Below are 18,802 nucleotides of genomic sequence, written 5' to 3' on the forward strand. Positions count from 1 at the left end.
GAGCCCTGACGGCAATGACTGACGAAACAGAATCATCTCGACCTCAACAGGCAAGCGAATTTGACGCTTCCCTCGAGACCGATAGTGAAGGCCCGGCTCACAGGCTACTAGCCCTGCTTGAGAGCGAGTATGACTCGCTGCTGAGGCGTCTCTCAGCGCATCTGCGCTCTCCGGAGGCGGCCGCGGAAGCGCTCCACGATGTCTACGTTAAACTGAGGTCTGAGCCCAGCATCGGCGATCTGCGCAGCCCGCGCTCGTATCTCTACCGGATGGCCGTAAATCTCGCGATCAACCGGCGTCGTAGCGAGTGGCGCACCGTGAACTTGGATGTGGCCGAGCTTTCCGAATTTCCCGATAGCACACCGGACCAGGAAGCTGCTGTCCTTGCTGCAGATGAGATGGACCGGGCTCTCGAGGCGCTTCACTCTCTTCCCCTTAAGCGGCAGGCGATTTTTTTGGCCCGATGGCGTGACGAAAAGCAGCAGAACGAGATCGCCGCTGATTTCGGTTTGCACAAGCGCTCTGTTCAAAAGGAGCTGGTTCGCGCCGAAACCTATCTTCGCAAGATCCTGCGTCGGCCCAAGGGGCAATCTTAACAGCGCCGTATCCCAATCCTGGTCCTGGTCCTGCTCCTGCTCGATCATGGGGCGTCTGCAATTTGGGTCGGAAGAAAGTTGGCCGCCTTTGGTTCCCCTCATGTGTCCCATCAAATGGGAATAGTAGGGCCTCCCCCTTCGAGAACCCGACGGCTCGGTCCGTCGTGCCTCGCGGTGGCGGCCGATAGGGTAGGGCGCTGAAGTTCCCGGCGTCAGAAGTCTACCCTGCAACCCATTGGGGGTCGCGATGGCGGCTTTTGGAAGTGCGGGCGCCGGGCCGATGCCCTGCGCAGGACAGGTGCAGACCCGGGCGCATGCTGGACCGGCTAAACGGCCGGGATATAATGACGGACGGGGCTTTGGCTCAATCAGTAGCCAGCCGAGCCTGGCACCATGGCAGGTTGGTCTCGCCATGCGGGCTATGTGCGAAGACATCAGTAACCCGATTTCCATCTCCGAGGTCGCGTCACGTTGCAGATTATCGCTCTACTACTTCGTGCGCGCGTTCACAAATACAGTGGGGATAGCGCCCTATGCATGGTTCGTACAGCAGCGTATCGTCTGCGCAAAGCACCTCCTGGCCAATACCGCGCTGCCGCTGGCGCAGGTCGCTCTCGAATGCGGATTCTCCGACCAGGCTCACTTCACCAAGGCGTTTGCCAAGGCGTCCGGCCTCACGCCTGCAAAGTGGCGTCGTTGTCAAATCTGCGCAACCTGACATCACGCCGGGTTCGCATGAATTGTTGAGCACCTGCGACACGAAAAATAAAGGAGTTGATCGCCCGGTGTCCTGATGCCCGGCCTCCGCATCCGTTCTCTGACTAGCCATCGAGATCGGGACCTTGGATTAGTCACCGGACCATATTCGTGAATGCGCGGAAGGTGATGATCCTATAGATGTCGACGTCCATTCCTATCTTTGGATGTCGGATGATATTGCCTATTCCCTTTGTTCACCGTCCGCTTGCCGGGCAGCGGCACGGCGCTTTACGAAGGCGAGCAGGGCGGGGTCGTGCTCAGGCCGGTTCCAGCGCGCAGAATCGCGCAGAACAATCACATCTTCAAGATGCGTGAGGAACGTGTAGACCTTGTTGACGACCTCGATCATCAGGGCTTTCATCTCTGCGTCTGATATTCTCGACACCTCCGGCCAGGGAATTTCGCCGTAAGGCGTGACTACCATCACGTCGCTATAGTCTTCGGTAACACTCTCCGGCACCTTTCCGGCATGAAACTCCTCGAGACATGTGTTGCGGACGCATTGCTCGACAAGGGCGAGTGCGATACGTCGGGCGGCCGCATCCGGTATTGCATCCTCATTCATGAAGCCTCCTCGCCAAGGCATACTGTTAAGCGGTATTTCCGGCGCCACACAACCGAACTGATCTCCTCGACACCCGTTCGACCCGGATTAATGAAGCTCCGAGGCTTCAGACAATCGCCGTCATGAAATCCTCTTCGGGCCAGTCCCGCTCGATCCGGCCGTGATTCTTGAGGAGCGTGTTCACGACCATCGGTGACACCTGGAAATGCTCCGCCACGTCCTGCTGATTTTCGTCCGAATAGTCGCCGCGCAGCATCTCCTCGACGACGTCGAAGGGCGCGAGGAATTCGGCTGCGAACGATCGCTGGGCCTTTTGCCGATAGGTGTAGGCATGCGTTGCTGCATGCAGTGCGCCCTCGCGGTTCATCAGCCTATCCCCGAGCACGCGCGCCAGAGCGAAGCGCCGACCGACCTCCCGCTTTCCCGGCAGAACGATGAGCGATTTGTCTCCTGCGGCGTCGTCGAGAGCATAGGGGAGGGCGGCAGGCCCGCGCGGATGCTCGGTCAAGGCGTCAGGGGTCGTGCCGGCAAGTGCCGCCAGCAGCCGATCATCAATGATATCGGCCCCGAGCCGTTCCTGCTGGCGGAGCGCATCAGCGACGTTTGTCCCGAGCTTCCAGGCGGGCACTTCCGGGTCCTTGACAACGCGATACTGGGCGTCGAGCACCACCGCGTCCCTGGCAGAACCACGATGACCGAGGGTCTGGGCAATTTCTTCCAGCCGGCGCGCGGTTAGGAGATCCTCGCTCTCGTGCGGCAACCGGGCACGCTCAGCCGCGACTTCCCGGACAGCATCTTCACCCAGACGTTCGGCATCGCCGATCAGCACCTCCACCGCGTCGTCGTCGAACGCGTCGGGATCGCGTCCCATCAGCGCCTCGAGACGTCGGCGCCTGGCAATCTCCGGGTCCGCCCGCTCCGCAATGACATCCCGCCAGAGCCGGTCGAGATTGGTTTCCCCAACGCCTTGCTCGTGCAAGCGACCAATGATCCTTGGCAGAAATTCGTCGAGGGCTGCCTCGAAAAGTGTCGAGGGGACGATTGTCGGAAATGCGCCCACATATCGGAATGGCTTCGCGTCAGGCTCCGCGGAGGCGTGGGAAATTAACATGGTGCGCACGCCATCCGACCAGATCTCGATGTTCGGCCAGAGATACCCTTCGCCGATCGAGTTCATCTTGTGGGCGAGCGACCAGTCCGGTGATGCCGAGCGGGGTTCCCAGCGCAGGCGCCACCAATTCCATGCCAGCCATTCCGCCACATGATAACCGGAGACCAGCGGTCCCTGCCGGAAGCCGTTCAGGAAAGAGTCGAAGCCCTCCGTCAGCGACTGGCGAGCCGTGCGCATGGTAAACAGGCCGAAGGCAGCCCGCTCTTCGCGGCTTCCCTCGTCGAGGCGCTCAGGCGCAAGTCCAAATTCCAATCCTACCGGCACCGCCGCTTCCATTCCTTCAAAATGTAGGCGCGCATGTCGCGCTCGTCATCGCCAAGCCTGTATCCGTGATAGTCCGTCTCTAGCTCCGGTCGTGTTTTAGCTTCGTAAACCTCATTAGCCTCATCGACGGCCCAAATATACTTTGGAACGCTGCCGTCGCCGAATTGACTGACCATGCCGAGCATGATCCCCTGCTGCATCAGGGACGAGGCTTCCGCCAGAAGAACCGCTCGCAGCGCGTCGCAGGGCGATTTGGAGGGGCGGGGATTGTGCGACGGATGAAAACCATAATCCCCGGGTCGCAGCTTATGATTTGCCGATCCGACATAACGGAGGCGTGCACACAGAGCCTTGCGGTCTTCCACTTTCAGAAATTCTTCGTCGGCAAACCGTCGATCAGGACGGTTTCCCTCGCGCTTCCGGATGCTCATGGTTGGGATCCTAACGCCGCGTGGAGTTCCGCGAGTTTCTCCTGGCAGAGTTCGTTGACGATCGTGCCAAGGATCTCGACGCGCTCGGAGAGATAGGCGAACTCCTCGTCAGTCATCCTGAAATGGTCGGAATGCCGGGCCTTCACATAGGCGTCCTTGAGTTTGAGAAAACGCGCCTCGAGCTTGCGCTTGTCGCGCGGCCACGCCTCGACAAGGCGAGGCGACAGCCGCTCCGCCTGCTGCCGCAGGAATTTCAGGTTGTGACTGTATGGGGTGTAAAATGTGAAGACGAGAAGGACGCAATAATAGAGCCGCTCGCAGGCCTGCTGGAGATTGTAGGCCGCGTCGGGAAATTGCTTTGTGTCGTAACAGAACTGGAAAATTCTACGAGACGACACGGCTAACTCGAACCACTGGTCGTAATAGCCTTTGGCCATGTCATAGGCTTGCTGCGGCGTCTTGGGCTTGGGTTTGTGCAGTTCGCTATCGTCGGCCTGGTAGAGCGCGATGCCGTCGCGGGCGATGTCCATGAAGAAATAGCGGCCGTGCGCCAGCCCGTCATTCACTTCCTGCAGTGTGTGAATGATGAAATTGACCGGCGTCCGCAGCCGGTTGAGGATCATGGTCTCGATGTTGAGACGTTCTTCAGCCTTGTCCCAATATTCGAGCCGGTCGGTCAGTTCCTTCTGGTTGACGATGATAAGCAGATCGAAATCCGATCGGTAGCCGCGCTCGGTGTGGGGTTCATGCACCCAGCGGCCCGTTGCATAGGAACCGTAAAGAATGATCTTGAGGATGCGGCCGAGCTTGCGAGCACCGGTTGGGTTGCCATGGGCATCGTCGAACTCCTCGAACAGGATCTGAATGACCCGATCAAGCTCGTGTCGCTTGCTGGCCGGAAGATGGTCGATGTCCGTTTTCATTGCCTCGGTGCCATTCAACTTATGTGACGGAGAAATCAGCGGGCCCGTCTTCCCAGGGGTTGAAGAGCGCCGCTCCGCTGTTTCGTGTGTCCTTGACGTTACGGGTGACCAGAAAAAGGTCGTTTTCGATCGCGGTCGCGGCGAGCAGCGTGTCCACGACGGGAGGCGATTGACCAACGCGGCGCTTCACCTCGCCGGAAATGACGCCCCACCGAAAGACCACAGCATCCTCGACGGACAACAACCGGCCGCTGAACCGATCGGCGAGGGCGGCGCGCGCGGCGAGATAGCGGGAACGGTCCGGACTTTCCGGGTCCAGATTGTGGATGCCCTTGTCGATCTCCGCGAGAGTGAGCACGCTCAGATACATGCTATGCTCGGTCTGGCTCGCTGCCCAGGCCTTCACACTCGGAGCCCCATTCGGACTGGCCAGGGCCGACACGACATGGGTATCCAACAGCCAGCCCTTCACAGAAGAATATCCCGTCCCCGGTCCATTTCGCGCTCCAGATCGAGACCGTCGAGCCCGAGGCCTTCGAGGAAGGGTACGAAGGCGGGCTTGCTGCCGTCCGTGGGCAGGAGCCGTTCGAGCTCTTCCACGCTGATGACCGCAACAGTCTCGCGCCCTCGCACGGTGACTCGCTGGGGGCCTTCGCTTTGAGCGCGTCGGACAACCTCGCTGAAGCGCGCCTTGGCGTCCTCGAGTTTCCAGGTGCCGCCTTGTCCGTCCTTGGCTTCCGGGTCCTTTCGGATTGCCGTGCCCATTCGCATTCTCCTGACTAGCTAGTCAGATATAGGACTTGGGACGGAGTTTGGCAACGCGAAACTGAGCGCGTGACGCAAATTGAAGCGCCAGTCCACGGTCGGCCTGGGCGTGCCGCCGTGAGCGTGCTTCTGAGCGAGCCGCGCGTGTCGGCTTCAGGCCGCGTCAACTCCCGGGCTATGTGCGGGCGAGACGCTCGATGATCGGGCATTCCGGTCGAACATCGCCATGACAGGCCTCAGCCAGCGTCACCAACGCCGTCCTCATTGCCTGAAGCTTTGCGGCCTTTCGGCCCAGCTCCTCGGCGCGCGCCATGGCCAGTGCCTTGACGTCGCCGCTCGATCGCCCACGATCCTGCCACAAGCCGAGGAGCGAGCGGATCTCCTCGATCGGGAAGCCAAGGTCGCGGGCATTGGCAATGAAGCGGAGGCGATGCACGTCCGCGTCCGAATAGTCGCGATAACCGCTGCGCCGCCGGGCCGGCGGCGGGACGAGACCGATCTTCTCATAATGCCGGATCATTCGCTGCGACACCCCGCTCGCCTGTGACGCCTGGCCGATGTTCATGGCTAGCTCCCGTCGAGCCTCACGGCACTCAGCCGCAGCGCATTGGCGACCAAGGTGAAAGAGGACAGGGCCATGGCGGCGCCAGCGAACATCGGCGAGAGCAGGATGCCGGCGACCGGGTAGAGCACGCCCGCCGCGACCGGAACGCCGATGCCGTTGAAGAGGAAGGAGAAGAAAAGGTTCTGGCGGATATTGGACATGGTCGCCCGGGCGAGCCGGCGCGCCCGTACCATCGCCGCCAGATCGCCCGCGGTCAGGGTCAGTCGGGCGCTTTCGATGGCGACGTCGGTGCCCGTTCCCATCGCGATCCCCACATCTGCGGCGGCCAGCGCCGGCGCGTCGTTGATGCCGTCACCCGCCATGGCGACGCGCGCGCCTTTTGTCTTCAGTTCGGTGATGATCCGCGCCTTGTCGTCGGGCCTGAGATCGGCATGAACCTCGTCGATGCCGCCAATTGCGTTCGCGACCGCCTCGGCCGTGCCGCGACTGTCGCCGGTCAGCATGACGATGTGCAGTCCTTCGGCTTGAAGCGCGGCGAGGGCCTCGCGCGTCGAGGCCTTGATCGGATCGGCGACCGCGATCAGGCCTGCGGCACGCCCGCCGACGGCAACGAACATCACGCCGGCTGCATTGGCCCGATGGCGTTCGGCGGCTGGGGCGAGCAATGTGCTGTCGGCACCGATCCGCTCCATCTGCGCGGCATTGCCGACGGCGATCGTGCGGCCTCCGACAGTCCCGCTGATCCCCATCCCGGTTTGCGATTCGAAATTGCGGACCTCGCTGAGCGTGAGCCCCCGATCGCTCGCGCCCGCGATGATCGCGAGAGCCAGCGGATGCTCGGACCGTTCCTCCAGCGCGGCGGTCAGTGCCAGCAGCTCGTCCGCCGTGAACCCCTGGGTCGGTTCGACTGCCATCAGCTTCGGCTTGCCCTCGGTCAGCGTGCCGGTCTTGTCGATCACCAGCGTATCGACGCCATCGAGCGCCTGCAGAGCCTCGGCGTTCTTGACCAACACCCCGGCTTGCGCTCCGCGTCCGGTGCCAACCATGATCGACATCGGCGTGGCGAGTCCCAGCGCGCAGGGACAGGCGATGATGAGGACGGCGATGGCGTTGAGCAGCGCGTGGCCGAAGCGCGGCTCCGGCCCGACCAGATTCCAGATGATGAAGGTCGCGATCGCCACCAGCACCACCGCCGGCACGAACCAGCCGGCTATGCGGTCGGCGACTGCCTGAATCGGCGCGCGGCTGCGTTGCGCCTCTGCCACCATCGCGACGATGCGGGCCAACATGGTGTCCGAGCCGATCGCTTGTGCTTCCATGACCAGGCTGCCGGTGCCGTTGACTGTGCCGCCCGTGACCGCCGCGCCGGGAAACTTGAACACCGGCGCCGGCTCGCCGGTGAGCATCGATTCATCGACCGGCGAGTGGCCGTCGCTCACGACGCCGTCGACCGGGATCGCCTCGCCGGGGCGCACGCGCAGGCGGTCGCCTCTCGCAATGTCTGCCAACGGCACTTCGCTTTCGGCGCCGTCGGGGCTGATGCGCCGTGCCGTCTTGGGCGCGAGTTTGAGCAATGCACGGATGGCGCGTCCCGTGGAGGCCCGTGCGCGCAACTCCAGCACCTGGCCGAGCAGGACGAGCGCAACGACGACGCCCGCAGCCTCATAATAGACTGGAACCATATCGCCATGCGTGCGGAGAGCGGCCGGGAAGAGGCCGGGGGCGACTGTAGCGATCAGACTGTAGAGGAACGCTGCCCCCACGCCGATCGCGATCAGCGTGAACATATTATAGTGGCGGCTCTTCAGCGAGGCCCATCCGCGTTCGAAAAACGGCCATCCGGCCCACAGCACGATCGGCGCGGTGAGGGCGAGCTGCACCCAGGGGGACCAACGCATGGGCACGAGGTGCAACCCCACCATCTCGCCACCCATGGAAAGCAGCAGCAGCGGCACCGCGAGGATCCCACTCACCCAGAGGCGGCGGGTAAAGTCGACCAGTTCGGGGTTCGGCCCCTCGTCGGCGCCAGGCTCAGCGGGCTCCAGCGCCATGCCGCAGATCGGGCAGGAGCCGGGGGCATCGCGACGGATCTCCGGATGCATCGGGCAGGTCCAGATCCTGGATGCCGATGCCACAGGAGCGGATGCCGATTGCGGCGCCAGATATTTTGCGGGATCGGCGATGAACTTCGCCCGGCAGTTGGCGCTGCAGAAGTGATAGGAAGCGCCATTGTGCTCGGCATGTTGGTGCGTCTTCCCAGGATCGACGCTCATTCCGCAGACGGGATCCTTGGTTTCGCCCGCGGGTTTGCCGTGCGAGAAGCTATGGCCGCTATGGCCATGATGATCATGCATCGCCTTGCTCCTTTACGGCTGTAGATAAGGTCTGACATCATGTCACGGTCAAGTCCCTGGATATCGCGATGGAGTTGCGCTTTCAGGACAGGGCGGGGAGGCTGTGCATAATGTCGCGGCATCTCGCCCGCGAGATTGAGCGTTTTGTCCGCAATTTTCGCGGATTGAGTTATTGGCCCGGTCGGAGACGGCCAGACATCGGCCTTCGACAGTCCGCTGCGCTATTCAGAACCGCTGAAAAACATCGAGTGATCTACGGTTCCACATAGTCCTTCCCAAAGTGCGCGGCGAGTGATGTCGCCTCGGACGGCGAGATGCTGACGTTGCTGACCTCCGAGATGGCGATGGCGGTTGCGGCACGCTCGAACAGGGCAACGCAAGGCTGATTGTCGAGCCGGGATGTATAAAGAATCCCGTCCGCCGTGGTCGTTTGATGGATGTGCCGGCTGGCAGCCCAGGTCTTGCCATAGGCGTCGCCGTGCAGGTCGGTGAAGGACAGGCCATGAACCGATATGCCGCCATCGAGGAGTGGATAGAGCCTGAGCGCTCGTGTGGTGACGATTTCACTGCGAGCGCGAGCCTGGACCGCACTGGACAGGATGTAGGGTATCGCAGGCCGTCGGACGAGCGTTTCGCCAAAAGCCGTTACCAGCGTGCGGGCGGTGTGGAGTACCTTGTAGCTGCCATCGGGGGCGTCGAAGCGGCCTTCGGGTTTAGGCCCGAACGGCCCGAAGAAAAGCGGATCATGGGCAGCACGATGAATCCGGTGCATATGCACGCCCGCACCGACGCGTCGCAACATGGTGGCGGCCATTCCTGGTCAGACCGCCCAACTCGCGACAAGTGCGACGAGCTGACGCAAGGTTTCCTGATCCGGGCGACGCCCCAGGATCGCCAGCGGTGTTTCCTCGTGGGCGCTGAAGCCTTCAACCGGCGTCGTCAGGAGCATCAATTGCTCCCAGGGATGAGTGTCGCCGAAGGCCTCGAGCAATCGCTTGAGATTGGGAAGCGCCTCGCCATTGACGAGCTGGGCAGCCGGATATGGGATTTCAGCGCCATAGGGGACGCCGAGCATCTGCCGCCGCTGCCGTTGCTTCTTGATGGCGACCGCAGTCACGCCAAGCATCTCGGTAACATCAGTGCGATCAAACATCCTACTGGCGCGCTGAGCCATATCGTCGCGGAAGCGCGCGGTCTTCTCGCGCGCAGCCCTGATCGCCTCGAAATCAGCTGGCGATTCTGGCGCGACGTCGCCCGGAGCGATTGCAAGTGCCTGGCGCATCTGAACAAAGCAGACCGGCTATTGACGCTATACCCATTTAGGTATAAATGGGTGTTGTAAGATGATGTGGTCCGGGAATGAGTGAGTCAGACAAGGAAATAAGATGGCTGGGGAGCACGCTCAAGGATTTGTCGGCCATGCCCGACGAGGTGAAGCGGCCACTGGGTTACGGTCTCCGCTTGGCCCAGAAGGGGGAGCGTGCGCCGGATGCGAAGACGCTGAAAGGTTATGATGGAGCAGTTGAACTGATCGAGGACCATGATGGCGATTCCTATCGGGCGGTCTACACCACTAGAATCGATTCCGCTGTCTATGTGCTGCATTGCTTCCAGAAGAAGTCAACGAACGGGATCGCTATCCCGAAACACGACAAGACGACGATTGAGAGCAGATTGAAAGATGCCAGGCGGGACGCGGAAGATCAGCGTAGCGCGAGTAAGAGCAAAGGACATTGATATGGCTGTCGAACATGTAACTTCCGGCGGAGGCAACGTCTTTGCCGATCTCGGCTTGGCCGATGCCGATGATCTCAAGGTCAAATCCGACCTGGCGGCACTGATGCTCCGGTCCATCCATGAGCTCAAACTGAGCCAGACTGTCGCGAGCCGAATGATCGGCATTCCGCAGCCCAAGCTGTCGAAGATCCTGAACGGCAGGTTGGACGGCATCAGCGAAGCCTATATCGCGACGGCTCTCAGGAAGCTCGGGCATGATGTCGCCTATCAGGTCAGCCCTCGGCATGAGGGCGTCGGGCAGGCTCACGTCATCGAGCTGGTCTGATCTCCTTTCGGTCAGAACGGGCGTGCACATGCCACATGATTCTGTCGCCGATCAGCCTCCACCACTTACGCCTGCTACCGGGGGGCAAACGCTGCGCGCCCGACACTTTTTCTGGCGTCCATGGTACGCGAAGCTCTGGTGGGCGACCATTCCGGTCTGGTGGGGAGGGATGGCCCTCTCCACCCGCATCGACACGCTGGAAGCCTTCTATCGTGGGGGGATCGCGGGCTATCTCGACATCCTGTTCTTTCCGATGACTGCGGTCATGGTGCTGGGCGTCGGTTATGTTCGCGAACGCCTGGATAGTTTCATCGGGCAAGGCGATGGTGTGCCGCTGTCCGATGAGGAGGGTGACGCCGAGAGACAGCGTGTTTGGGAAGAGCATGAGCGGATGGTGGAGAGATCGCGCGCTTTCGCCGATCCATTCGACCCCCGATCTGGACCGCTCTGGATCGGCAACCCTTCGAACCCACTGAATCCAGACTACATTGATCCCCACACCGGAAGGCATCGTTAGCGCTTCTTGAATTTACTGTCTCCGTCGCCAGGACTGCCGGCGATGTCGGTCGAGAAACTGCCCTTCGAGAGGACTGAGTTCTGCTCGAGCGAGGTTAATGGGCCGGTGATATCAAAGGTGGCGCGTCCATTGTCCGCATCCTGAAGGTAGCGATTGCGCATGCCTTCGTTCCCAAGGACGCGGTTCGAAAGTTCGCGGGAGAAGGTTGCTGCCGGATCGCTGGAGCGCGCTGCGGCACGCTCAGCGGCAGCAATGGATTCCCGGACATCATAGTTCATAACGTCCATCGTGGATTGCGCGGTTTCGGTAGTGGATCCCTGATCCGTGCTTCGAAAACCTATATTACCACCAAACCGACCGGCTGTCGTTCTCCCTTTGCTAGTTGTCTGGGTAGGTCCTCGTTGCCGTCCTTTGCCAGACCGCGCGCTGTCGCTCGTGGTTTCACTATCGGAGGTAGATATCGTTCTCCCGATTTCGAGGCCGAAAGTGGTTCCCATTGTTGTCTGATCCGCGGCGGAACGGGAGAGAGTTCTCTGCCATCCTGTTTGCGCCATGATCGCCTGGACGTCGCGCTGGAGCGTGTCGGCGACCTGTGGCTTCAATCTCCATTCGCCTTTGCGGTCCATCTCGAATCCGCCGCGCAGCCAGTTGGCGAGCATAGCCTGCCCCTCGGCGCCACCGCCCATGAAATGCTCGATCGTGTCAGGCCCTGCCTGCTTGCCAGCCTCGAACCGGGTACTGGTGTCGCTGCGTGCCGAGCGGCTGAAATCCGTGCCGCTGGAAACCAGAAGATCATTGTGCGCGAAACTGAACCGTGCGTGCCCGCCATTGGCGATCGCGCCAAGCTGGCTCTCGTTGATAAGCCCGGCCTTCCACATCGCAGCAGCGGTCTCCGGGGTGAGATTGAGGCCGAGGTCACCATTCTGGTCCATGGCGATCTGGCGCTTCGTGAGGTTGATGCCGTTCTCGGCAAGGAGACCCTGCATACGGGTCAAGCGCTCCCGATCGACGATCGAGGTGATGCGCTCGTTGCGCGCGCGATCAGCGATGCCCCCGGCGCCGCCTTCGGCCATATCGACCTGGTTCCCCGCTGTGCGGCTCAGCGCCTGGATGAAGCTGTCGAGCCGTGCTGCCTCCCGCGTCGAGACGCCCGCCGCAGCTGCGCCCTCTGCGAACCCGAAATTTTCCGATTGGCGCCGCTGCTCGCCGATGCGCGCCGCGCTTCGCGTGCCCGTTGTTCCAACCTCTCGCTGCGCGTCAAGCTTGCCGGACCGTTCGGCGAAATCGTAGCCCGACGCCTCGCGCGTGCGTCCATAGATGCTGGTCCCTTCGCGGCCGGCCTCGGCCGTCGCGCCATCGGCTGTCCCGACCTGGACGGCCGCATTATAGCGTTCGAGCGCGGCCTCGATTTGCGCCTCATTGCGCCCCGTCGCGCGGGACAGTTGAGTTATGGCGGAACTGCGCGCTTCGCCCGACAGCGCATTGATGAAGCCGATCCGGCGCGAAGTTTCATCGACTGACAGGCCGAGCATCGCCGCCGCTTCGCGCTGGCCCTGATTGCTGCCGCTTCGCCAGCCCTGCTCGGTCGCGACATTGGCACGCTCGACGCCTGCAACATTGTCGCCGGCATAGTCGCGGCGTCCCTCCATCGCGCCGACCTGGACCTGCGCGGACGTGAGGTCGTTGCGCAGCATCTGCTCCTGATCATAAGTGTTGGCGATCAGCTTGGCGAATGTCGGATCAGCCTGGGCGTCGCCGATCACGCCTGATGCCTTGAGCTGGGCATCAGCCGGCGAATAACCGGCGCGTTCAAAATGCCGGGCCGCCCCCTGCATCATCATGCTGTAAGCGCGCTGGTCGCCGAAGGCGCGCCACTGGACGAGGTTCTGGCTGAAGGCCGCGAACGCCTTCTCGCCGGCCTCGTCCTGACCAAAATAGCTCGTGCCCAGACCCCTCAGGGCATCCTTCTCCGCGAACTGATGGATCGCTGTAGTGGCCGCATTGGCCTGGACGGCGCGCGCGACCCCGGGATCGGCAAGGTCCCGGCCACCCAGCGCGGGAGCGAGGCTCCCCATCTGGCGCGAGCCTTCGATGCCGCCGAGTGCGAACGCCGTTCCGCCCGGCGTGCCAGGACGCTCGCCAAGGATATGTCCCGCCTCGCCATAGCTTCGGTTCGCATTGAAGGTCGAACGCTCCCCAAAATCGCCAAAGCTCGAAGCGGCGGCCGCGCGGGTACGCGTTCCCATGGCTGAAGCCTGGGCCTCGAGCGCGGATGCCTGTCCCTCGGCGGTGCCCATCGGCGCGGCGGCGGCCGTGCCCTGGCTCGCTATCCCGAGCGACCCTGAGGTGAAGGAGGTGAACACATTGCCGCTGAAGCGGAAGACTGTGAAAACGAACGCGCCGGCGAGGCCAGCGGCGGCGGTCCGGAAGCTGCCGAAGATCGCCAGCGCCTTCATCGCCGCCGATGGCGCCAATAGCCAGGCATTGGCGGCGAGCGCGTTCGAGCGCAGTTCGGCGAGCGTCGCGGTCGCGCGCCCGAGGGTCAACTGATAGATCCCCGCGTCGATCACGCCCCAGAGCGCCACGAACACGAACATACCGAGGGCAAAGCTCGCCACGCGCAGGTTGATGGGCGTCAGGATGAACAGCAGCGCGATCGGGATCATGAACAACATGATGCCGAACACCGTGGCGCGGATCGTCGGCATCCATTCGTTCGCGACCGACATGGTGGCGAGACCATTGGAGATGACCGCCCGGTTGGCCATCACCCTGGCGGCGCTCGCCGGGGAATCCTCGAACAGGACGTCGCCTACGGTGTTGCCCAGCAGGATGTGGGTCAGAAAGGCTTGCGCGCTGAGCGGCCGGCCAAGCATCATCTGCCCCATCTCCCCAAGCTGCTGGCGGCAACGCGTCATCTGCTGTGCATTGCCAGTATCATAGCCCGTTCGGGTGCAGATCTGGTTGGTGTAGCTTTCGAACAGGACGGGATCGGACAGGCGATCGGAGATGTGCGTCCAGGCGTCGCTGCAGCTGACCGTCGTTCCACCCTTGTCGGATTGCGTGTAGACCGTGGAGAAGGTGGATGGCCCGGCCATCGCCGCGAACGAAGCAGGCAGATCGGTCGAGGTCCGGAACAGCTGGTCATCGTCCACGCCATAAGCCGCCGACACACGGGCGACCGGATAGCATTGGCGGACATAGTCCTTGATCGTCGCGTCGAGGAACACGTCGGTCATCGGACCGCGCGGCGAAACGGCGTTTAGGAAAAGGTCGAAGCTGTGCCCGCCGGCACCGAACTCGATCTTCGCATTGGGGTCCAGCGTGTTGTCGTCGATCGTCTCGACCATCGCGCGTTCCATCATGTTGGTCGCTCCGGCGACGAGTACGAGGAGGTTGGGGACGCCGCCGACAGGCTGATAGGCATTGCGCACGCGGTCATAGACATGGACCGTCCCGGTCGTGGCGATGAGGCCGACAAACAGGCCGATACCGATCAGGATCTGGAAGCCGAAGGCGACTAGGCCCATGCCGGTCCCGCGCACGCTGGCGATGATTGCACCGAGACCGATGCCGACCGTCGCGACGATCATCACCAGCGTCTCGTAGCGCGGATCGCTGAAGATCATCGAGACTAGGCGAAAGGCATCGACCGTCTCGGCGAAGCCGTCATAGGTGTGGAAGCTCGTATCGACCGCCAGGGCGGGCGTGGCGAGAAGCAGGGCGGGAAGGGCGGCAAAGAGCCTCGCAAGCCGGCGCATGATGGTGTGTCCTATTGATTGCGGGCAGCGGCGCCGGCGGCATCGCGCGCGTCGCGGTCGCGCTCCCGCAGGAGTCCGGCATAATTGGTGGAGAGGTTGGCCTGATTGAGAGCTGCCATGTAGCTTTGGCGCATCTGCGCGCGTTGGCGCAGCACTTCGTCTCTCAGGTCACGCAGCTGCTCGATCCCCTTGGACAGGATGCGCGTCTGACAGACATTCTTGTTGTTGCCGTCTGCCGATCCCGCGACGGTCGCGCCGCGCTCGGCATTGGTCACGGTGAAATCGATCGTGCGGGTCAGGTCATTGAGCATCTGGTAGGCGAGGGTGAGCGCGACCAGTTCGTCGGTATCTGCAATCACGGAATCGACGACGCCCTGGCGCACGCCCCATTCGAGCATCCGGTAGACCGGCAGCGTTCGGACGTTGGCGACGAACTGTCGTTCCTCGGCCGAGAGCGCCGCCCGCGTGCGGATCTTGGTGGCGATCGACTGCATGCGCTCGCGGGCGAGCACGAGGGCACCCCGTCCCGAGCCGTCCTGTGCGCAATCCGCACCCGTCGGCGGGAAATTGAGCGTCCTGCGTTGGACCCGGCCGGTCAGGAAGTCCTGCGCGCTTTCCGTATCCTGCGCGGGACATTGGGGAATGGCTGTGAACAGCGGTACCCGGTCGCCATCGTCCCAGCGCATATAGACGTCACCGACCCGGGCCCGCATGACGCTTGCCCAGTCGCCAGCGCCGACGCGCGAGGCGGCATGGGACAACAGCGAGCCGGTACGGAAGATGTCGGTCACCTCCGCTGGGCAGTTGGCGAGCGCGTCCTTCAGATCCTCGGTGGGGTTGTTGTTGTTCGCCTCGATCTTCTCGCGGCTCTGCTGATAGCTCTTGGCGAAGCCCTGCTTGACCGAGCGATAGCCGGTCATCTCCTCGATGATACCCGACATGTTGTCGTCGCCCTTGGCTATCTGCACCATGCGATTGGCGAGCCGGCAATCATTGACCTGGATCGAGTTCAGGAAATTGGTCGCTGCTTCCATCTTCGAGATGATGTTGCCCATCTTCTCGTCCAGCGTTTCGAGCAGATACTGGAACGCCACCGCAGGCGCGGCCTGCAGAATGCTCTCGAGCTTCTGGACCAGATAGTCGGGATCAAGGAATGACATGCCGCCCAGGAACATGTCGATACCGCCGCAGCCGGCTTTCACCTTTGGCAGGCTGACGGACATGAGATAATCATTATGGACGTCGACACGGCCCGACATGCCGCCGGCCGTCACATAGCCGCGCGTCTGGTCCTCGAACGAACCGGGAGAGGTATAGGTGACATTGTCGAACCAGCTTTCCGCCCAGCTCTGCGCATGGGCAGGCGCGGTCGAGACGAATGTGGCAAGGACAAGCGCGATCAGCGCGCGCGCAGCGGTGCGATACCGACCGAACATGGCGGACTCCGGACAATCTGGGTTGGGGGCGGAAGGACTGAGGCCGCCATTGCTCAGTGCCTTCCGTTGCGGGTCGCCGGCAGCCCCACGATGCCGGTGAATTTGGACATGGCGCGGACGCCGACCGCGGGTCTCACGCCCGTCAGCATCTTTGCGGCAAGATAGAGATTGCGCGCGAGGTTGGGCGCGTGGTCGGTGCCAATCGCCACCGGCACGACGCGGATGTCGTCCGCGATCGGCCGCACCCAGGCGACCGGATGTCCGACCCAGGGGAGACCAAGGCGCCCCGACCGGATCATCGCCTCCTGGGCGCCAATCGTGCGAACCTGCCAGCCATAGCGCGTGCCGAGGGCCGTCAGCTTGCTCCAGAGATCGCCGCAGGGCACGCATCCGGGCGCCGTGGTCATCTCGATCACGAACGCGGCCCCGTGGCCGCGCAGCGTCGCGGTGAAATCGTCCGGGAAGTCGCGCGTTACGGGCACTCGTGACAGCCATGCCTGCATCGTCTTTGCATCGCCAACCGGATGGATCGCGGCCCGCATCGCGTCATCGGGCGTCACGGTCTGTGCGGACGCAGACCCCATGCCGATCACCAGGCCTGGGATGCCGAGGAGGATGAGCGCGCGCATCACGGCTTCTGTCCGGTCGAGGCGTCGACAAGATCGCCGCCGAGTGCGCGGGGGTCGGTGGCGGAGACCGGGCCGTTGCCGAGCGCGTCGAAGAAGCCGGCATCCTCGCCCGGACCCGTCATGAACTGTTCGGGCCGGATATCGCCGCGCAGCAGGCGCACCGCCTGATACGCCATCTGCGCGAGATTGGGATAAGCCTCCACGCCGGACGCAATGACCATGCGCTGCTGGCTTCCACGGCGAATGATCATCGTCGTGGGCGTGATCTCTACCCCGAACCGCTGGCTGACATCCGGCCGCTTGTCGACATCCATGAGCGTGACCTGCCAGCCCATCTCTTCCTGGAAACGCTGGATGATCGGCCACTGGACGCGGCAATAGCCGCAGGTCGAACGCGAGAACATGACGAGCGCGAACTCGCCCGCATGGGCGCGCAGGTAGGACCGACGGATGGCGTCCTTCTGCGCGCCAAGCTCCGAGCGGGCATCGCCGACCATGGGGTTTGCGGACTTCGAGTTGAGCTCGGGATGTTGCAGCATTGCGATCTGCGTCACGCCGGCGAACGCGCGCGCCTTGCGCCGCGCGAAGTCCTGAAGCCGCCAAAAATCGGCGACGGCATCGACCGTCAGCACGGTCGCGGCATAATCGCGCTGCTCTTCGATGAGCTTGCGGATCTTCGGCGGGGTCCAGGTAGCCAGTTCCGCCATCGGTGGTATGACGGGTTTGACCAATCCGTCCGGCTCGGCTCTTTCCTCAGGCTTTGGCCGGGGCGCTTCATACCACCAATAGCCTTGGCGCTGTCCTTGAGCCTGCCCTTCTGTCTGGGCGTTCGCCGGCATCGAGGCAAGAACGATAGATGTCGCTGCCGCGACGATCAGCCGCCGCGCGCTCACAGGATGCGCTCCATCCTGGTAAGGTTTGCGATCGGCAGCAGCCCGAAATAGCGGCTGTCGAACCCGCGCGGGTGCGTCGAGCCGACATAGGCCATCCCGGCGGGGATGAGGCCGCTCCACTTCATATGGTCAAGCTTCAGCCCGTTATGGGCTTGGGGCAGGCTGACGCCGAGCAACTGGCCGTTGCAATAATAATGGCCGTCCCAGCCGTTTTGGGTCAGCGGTGAGGGCGTTTCGAACATGGTGAGCCGATCACCGGGGAGGCACAGCGCATGCTTGGTAACGGAGACTGGCTTCGGCCCGGCGATCGGGTGATGCAGGGTGAACATCACATAGTCGCCGCGCAGGATCGGCCCCGGGCTCTTGCGCACGGCAAAGGCCTCGATCGACGGGGTCATGACCAGGGTCACTTGCGGCATCACCAGCGCTGCGCAGAGGGCGAGCGGCAACACGACCAGCATCGCGCGCCATAGGCGGTCGGGGCGCGCAGGCTGATCCGGGCCGGGAGCGCCGAGCGCGACCGCGGCCTTGCGGGGAAGACGCCGCAGGCGTGGCCATAAGCCGGCCGTCCACCTAGCGAGCAACCAGAAGAGCCTGAGCATGGCTGACCTCCTCTTTTCCGCCGAGGCGGGCATATTCTTCGAGCATTCCGGAAAGAGCGCTGTCGCCGAACACGACATGGCTGGCGCGGGGACTGTCGTCGTCGCGCTCGCAATAGGCCTGGGTCGGATCGCCCGGGATCATCGCGAGTGCGGGGACCTGGGCGATGCCATGTTGGCGAAACACGATCGGATCGATGATCAGCTGCACATCGCGCATCACGCAGTTCGGACCTTCGCAGCCGGGATCGAGCCTGAGGATCTGCGCGGTCAGCTTCGCCATCGGGCCCATTTTCCGGAGCCCCCCGGGTACGCCGCGGAACGCCATGACGCCGTGAACCTTCGCCAACTGAGCGGCGTAGTTGCGCAGTGTCGAGATCGGCATGGAGGAAGACACGAACAGGACCGGCACCCAGCCCCTGGCGGCAACGGCCGGCGCGGCCTTGGCGAGCGCCTGTTCCTCGGCGGGCTCGAGCCCCAGCGCCTGACGGAGCGCTTTGGCCTGTCGCTCT

21 protein-coding genes are annotated in these 18,802 nt (G+C 63.0%); 6 read left to right on the forward strand and 15 right to left on the reverse strand.

The features are described from left to right. Positions 1 to 14: 14 nt before the first annotated feature. Both BHQ40_RS25210 and BHQ40_RS26715 read left to right on the forward strand, forming a co-directional pair. A complete protein-coding gene (locus BHQ40_RS25210) occupies positions 15 to 596 on the forward strand; it encodes an RNA polymerase sigma factor (RefSeq protein WP_083276964.1) in 582 nt (193 codons plus the stop codon). Positions 597 to 843: 247 nt separating this feature from the next. Beyond that, positions 844 to 1,314, forward strand: coding sequence for a helix-turn-helix domain-containing protein (locus BHQ40_RS26715; protein WP_253183377.1), 471 nt, complete (start codon positions 844 to 846; stop codon positions 1,312 to 1,314). A 222-nt stretch (positions 1,315 to 1,536) separates the two neighbouring features. On the opposite strand, the gene BHQ40_RS15280 is transcribed toward BHQ40_RS26715, so the two are convergent. The 9 genes from BHQ40_RS15280 to BHQ40_RS15320 all read right to left on the reverse strand — a co-directional run bounded on the left by BHQ40_RS15280 (position 1,537) and on the right by BHQ40_RS15320 (position 9,165). Then, positions 1,537 to 1,920, reverse strand: coding sequence for a hypothetical protein (locus tag BHQ40_RS15280; RefSeq protein WP_070156717.1), 384 nt, complete (start codon positions 1,918 to 1,920; stop codon positions 1,537 to 1,539). 106 nt (positions 1,921 to 2,026) lie between these two features. Further along, positions 2,027 to 3,367: an ImmA/IrrE family metallo-endopeptidase gene (locus tag BHQ40_RS15285; RefSeq protein WP_070156718.1), complete on the reverse strand. Its 1,341-nt coding sequence runs from the start codon at positions 3,365 to 3,367 to the stop codon at positions 2,027 to 2,029. Continuing rightward, a complete protein-coding gene (locus BHQ40_RS15290; protein ID WP_070156719.1) occupies positions 3,346 to 3,786 on the reverse strand; it encodes a hypothetical protein in 441 nt (146 codons plus the stop codon). Before BHQ40_RS15290 ends, BHQ40_RS15285 begins: the two co-directional genes overlap by 22 nt. Beyond that, positions 3,783 to 4,709: a HEPN domain-containing protein gene (locus BHQ40_RS15295; protein ID WP_070156740.1), complete on the reverse strand. Its 927-nt coding sequence runs from the start codon at positions 4,707 to 4,709 to the stop codon at positions 3,783 to 3,785. The genes BHQ40_RS15290 and BHQ40_RS15295 overlap by 4 nt, the downstream gene beginning before the upstream one ends. 19 nt (positions 4,710 to 4,728) lie before the next feature. Beyond that, the gene (locus BHQ40_RS15300; protein ID WP_070156720.1) at positions 4,729 to 5,181 is read right to left on the reverse strand and encodes a type II toxin-antitoxin system VapC family toxin; all 453 of its coding nucleotides are present in this window, start codon (positions 5,179 to 5,181) and stop codon (positions 4,729 to 4,731) included. Continuing rightward, positions 5,178 to 5,474 (reverse strand): type II toxin-antitoxin system Phd/YefM family antitoxin, encoded by a 297-nt coding sequence (locus BHQ40_RS15305; protein WP_083276965.1) that lies wholly within the window; start codon positions 5,472 to 5,474, stop codon positions 5,178 to 5,180. The genes BHQ40_RS15300 and BHQ40_RS15305 overlap by 4 nt, the downstream gene beginning before the upstream one ends. Positions 5,475 to 5,649: 175 nt before the next feature. Then, positions 5,650 to 6,039, reverse strand: coding sequence for a Cu(I)-responsive transcriptional regulator (cueR, locus tag BHQ40_RS15310; protein ID WP_070156722.1), 390 nt, complete (start codon positions 6,037 to 6,039; stop codon positions 5,650 to 5,652). A 2-nt stretch (positions 6,040 to 6,041) separates the two neighbouring features. Further along, complete coding sequence (locus BHQ40_RS15315; RefSeq protein WP_083276966.1) at positions 6,042 to 8,393, reverse strand: heavy metal translocating P-type ATPase; 2,352 nt, start codon at positions 8,391 to 8,393, stop codon at positions 6,042 to 6,044. A gap of 253 nt (positions 8,394 to 8,646) precedes the next feature. Continuing rightward, a complete protein-coding gene (locus BHQ40_RS15320; protein WP_253183379.1) occupies positions 8,647 to 9,165 on the reverse strand; it encodes an RES family NAD+ phosphorylase in 519 nt (172 codons plus the stop codon). Here BHQ40_RS15320 and BHQ40_RS26225 point away from each other — a divergent pair. From BHQ40_RS26225 to BHQ40_RS15340, 4 genes are all read left to right on the forward strand, one after another. Continuing rightward, positions 9,139 to 9,735 (forward strand): hypothetical protein, encoded by a 597-nt coding sequence (locus BHQ40_RS26225; protein WP_171905869.1) that lies wholly within the window; start codon positions 9,139 to 9,141, stop codon positions 9,733 to 9,735. The genes BHQ40_RS15320 and BHQ40_RS26225 overlap by 27 nt on opposite strands. Before the next feature lie 17 nt (positions 9,736 to 9,752). Next, entirely contained in the window at positions 9,753 to 10,130 is a 378-nt protein-coding gene (locus tag BHQ40_RS15330; RefSeq protein WP_070156725.1) for a type II toxin-antitoxin system RelE/ParE family toxin, read from the forward strand. Between the two features lies 1 nt (position 10,131). After that, positions 10,132 to 10,455, forward strand: coding sequence for a helix-turn-helix domain-containing protein (locus BHQ40_RS15335; protein WP_070156726.1), 324 nt, complete (start codon positions 10,132 to 10,134; stop codon positions 10,453 to 10,455). 169 nt (positions 10,456 to 10,624) lie between these two features. Continuing rightward, positions 10,625 to 10,972 (forward strand): hypothetical protein, encoded by a 348-nt coding sequence (locus tag BHQ40_RS15340; protein ID WP_190287315.1) that lies wholly within the window; start codon positions 10,625 to 10,627, stop codon positions 10,970 to 10,972. Here the strand turns inward: BHQ40_RS15340 and BHQ40_RS15345 are convergent. The 6 genes from BHQ40_RS15345 to BHQ40_RS15370 form a co-directional block, all read right to left on the reverse strand. Next, positions 10,969 to 14,733, reverse strand: a complete 3,765-nt coding sequence (locus BHQ40_RS15345) for a conjugal transfer protein TraG N-terminal domain-containing protein (protein WP_070156728.1) — start codon at positions 14,731 to 14,733, stop codon at positions 10,969 to 10,971. The genes BHQ40_RS15340 and BHQ40_RS15345 overlap by 4 nt on opposite strands. Before the next feature lie 11 nt (positions 14,734 to 14,744). Further along, the gene (locus BHQ40_RS15350) at positions 14,745 to 16,169 is read right to left on the reverse strand and encodes a conjugal transfer protein TraH (RefSeq protein ID WP_070156729.1); all 1,425 of its coding nucleotides are present in this window, start codon (positions 16,167 to 16,169) and stop codon (positions 14,745 to 14,747) included. A gap of 53 nt (positions 16,170 to 16,222) precedes the next feature. Beyond that, positions 16,223 to 16,798: a hypothetical protein gene (locus tag BHQ40_RS15355; RefSeq protein ID WP_070156730.1), complete on the reverse strand. Its 576-nt coding sequence runs from the start codon at positions 16,796 to 16,798 to the stop codon at positions 16,223 to 16,225. Beyond that, on the reverse strand, positions 16,798 to 17,637 hold the full coding sequence (locus BHQ40_RS15360) for a conjugal transfer protein TraF (RefSeq protein ID WP_070156742.1): 840 nt from the start codon (positions 17,635 to 17,637) through the stop codon (positions 16,798 to 16,800). Before BHQ40_RS15360 ends, BHQ40_RS15355 begins: the two co-directional genes overlap by 1 nt. 50 nt (positions 17,638 to 17,687) lie before the next feature. Further along, entirely contained in the window at positions 17,688 to 18,293 is a 606-nt protein-coding gene (locus tag BHQ40_RS15365; RefSeq protein ID WP_070156731.1) for a S26 family signal peptidase, read from the reverse strand. Further along, positions 18,265 to 18,802: type-F conjugative transfer system pilin assembly protein TrbC (locus BHQ40_RS15370; protein WP_253183380.1), on the reverse strand; the 538-nt coding region annotated here is incomplete at its 5' end. The genes BHQ40_RS15370 and BHQ40_RS15365, both read right to left, overlap by 29 nt.

Origin of the sequence: Sphingobium phenoxybenzoativorans, assembly GCF_001757355.1 — a bacterium.
In the GTDB taxonomy this organism is placed as follows: domain Bacteria; phylum Pseudomonadota; class Alphaproteobacteria; order Sphingomonadales; family Sphingomonadaceae; genus Sphingobium; species Sphingobium phenoxybenzoativorans.

Bases quoted from the DNA above. Each gene is read 5' to 3' on its own strand.
- BHQ40_RS25210 (WP_083276964.1), top strand. From the start codon at position 15: ATGACTGACGAAACAGAATCATCTCGACCTCAACAGGCAAGCGAATTT.
- BHQ40_RS26715 (WP_253183377.1), top strand. From the start codon at position 844: ATGGCGGCTTTTGGAAGTGCGGGCGCCGGGCCGATGCCCTGCGCAGGA.
- BHQ40_RS15280 (WP_070156717.1), bottom strand. From the start codon at position 1,920: ATGAATGAGGATGCAATACCGGATGCGGCCGCCCGACGTATCGCACTC.
- BHQ40_RS15285 (WP_070156718.1), bottom strand. From the start codon at position 3,367: ATGGAAGCGGCGGTGCCGGTAGGATTGGAATTTGGACTTGCGCCTGAG.
- BHQ40_RS15290 (WP_070156719.1), bottom strand. From the start codon at position 3,786: ATGAGCATCCGGAAGCGCGAGGGAAACCGTCCTGATCGACGGTTTGCC.
- BHQ40_RS15295 (WP_070156740.1), bottom strand. From the start codon at position 4,709: ATGAAAACGGACATCGACCATCTTCCGGCCAGCAAGCGACACGAGCTT.
- BHQ40_RS15305 (WP_083276965.1), bottom strand. From the start codon at position 5,474: ATGGGCACGGCAATCCGAAAGGACCCGGAAGCCAAGGACGGACAAGGC.
- cueR (WP_070156722.1), bottom strand. From the start codon at position 6,039: ATGAACATCGGCCAGGCGTCACAGGCGAGCGGGGTGTCGCAGCGAATG.
- BHQ40_RS15315 (WP_083276966.1), bottom strand. From the start codon at position 8,393: ATGCATGATCATCATGGCCATAGCGGCCATAGCTTCTCGCACGGCAAA.
- BHQ40_RS26225 (WP_171905869.1), top strand. From the start codon at position 9,139: ATGGGCAGCACGATGAATCCGGTGCATATGCACGCCCGCACCGACGCG.
- BHQ40_RS15320 (WP_253183379.1), bottom strand. From the start codon at position 9,165: ATGCACCGGATTCATCGTGCTGCCCATGATCCGCTTTTCTTCGGGCCG.
- BHQ40_RS15330 (WP_070156725.1), top strand. From the start codon at position 9,753: ATGAGTGAGTCAGACAAGGAAATAAGATGGCTGGGGAGCACGCTCAAG.
- BHQ40_RS15335 (WP_070156726.1), top strand. From the start codon at position 10,132: ATGGCTGTCGAACATGTAACTTCCGGCGGAGGCAACGTCTTTGCCGAT.
- BHQ40_RS15340 (WP_190287315.1), top strand. From the start codon at position 10,625: ATGGCCCTCTCCACCCGCATCGACACGCTGGAAGCCTTCTATCGTGGG.
- BHQ40_RS15345 (WP_070156728.1), bottom strand. From the start codon at position 14,733: ATGCGCCGGCTTGCGAGGCTCTTTGCCGCCCTTCCCGCCCTGCTTCTC.
- BHQ40_RS15350 (WP_070156729.1), bottom strand. From the start codon at position 16,169: ATGTTCGGTCGGTATCGCACCGCTGCGCGCGCGCTGATCGCGCTTGTC.
- BHQ40_RS15355 (WP_070156730.1), bottom strand. From the start codon at position 16,798: ATGCGCGCGCTCATCCTCCTCGGCATCCCAGGCCTGGTGATCGGCATG.
- BHQ40_RS15360 (WP_070156742.1), bottom strand. From the start codon at position 17,637: ATGCCGGCGAACGCCCAGACAGAAGGGCAGGCTCAAGGACAGCGCCAA.
- BHQ40_RS15365 (WP_070156731.1), bottom strand. From the start codon at position 18,293: ATGCTCAGGCTCTTCTGGTTGCTCGCTAGGTGGACGGCCGGCTTATGG.